The organism is Halomonas sp. IOP_14 (assembly GCF_021021315.1).
Classification (GTDB): Bacteria; Pseudomonadota; Gammaproteobacteria; order Pseudomonadales; family Halomonadaceae; genus Vreelandella; species Vreelandella titanicae.
Genome location: NZ_JAINWD010000114.1, coordinates 1 through 684 on the forward strand (window position 1 = coordinate 1; position 684 = coordinate 684).

Below are 684 nucleotides of genomic sequence, written 5' to 3' on the forward strand. Positions count from 1 at the left end.
ACCCGCGGATGCATCGCGAAGCGGTGCCGGGGTTGGTGAGATGGTGATGTTGAAGCAATAATGTAGTTGGCTGTGAATGTGTTGGAGAGCCGTATTCGCTTACGCTTATAAGTGACGATGTGCAAGGGGGTTGGTATGCTTCTAGCATCACTGCAAGAGATAATGAAGTGCCAACTCTACTTAATGAAAAAGGTTTCAAATTCTTTTTCTATGCAAATGAACATCCTCCGCCACATGTGCATGTGATGAAGGCAGGAGGCTGGGCTAAAATTGAGACTGAGACGAGTGTGGTAATTTATTCGTCACTAAAGAAGCAAGAGCTCAAGGAGTGTCTTGAGCTAGTAAGTTTGCATAGACAGGAATTTTTGGAGGTGTGGAATGACTGGTTTATCAGGTAAAGAAGTCCATTTTGACGACCATTATCTTCATGTCGAATTGAGTGATGGGCGGCGCATTTCAACGCCTATGAGCTGGTATCCAGAACTTGAGCAGGCCTCTGTGAAGGTCTTGCGGCATTACCTGTTTATTTGTGACGCCACCGGTATTGAATGGCCGGATATTGATTACCACTTGAGCATTGCTGCAATGCTGGAAACTCACTCTCAAAAGGTAGCGTAGAGCGCGGCGGTGCCGGGGTTGGCCCATGTAGGAAGGTTGGGTGCCACCGGGCGTCGTTCCGCCGCC

At 48.4% G+C, this 684-nt stretch carries 2 protein-coding genes; both read left to right on the forward strand.

What is annotated here, in order from left to right; all coding sequences use genetic code 11:
• The first annotated feature begins 245 nt into the window (after window positions 1-245).
• The gene (locus tag K7H09_RS24690; protein ID WP_350340067.1) at window positions 246-398 is read left to right on the forward strand and encodes a DUF4160 domain-containing protein; all 153 of its coding nucleotides are present in this window, start codon (window positions 246-248) and stop codon (window positions 396-398) included.
• A complete protein-coding gene (locus K7H09_RS24340) occupies window positions 379-618 on the forward strand; it encodes a DUF2442 domain-containing protein (protein ID WP_022524100.1) in 240 nt (79 codons plus the stop codon). Before K7H09_RS24690 ends, K7H09_RS24340 begins: the two co-directional genes overlap by 20 nt.
• Window positions 619-684: the final 66 nt, after the last annotated feature.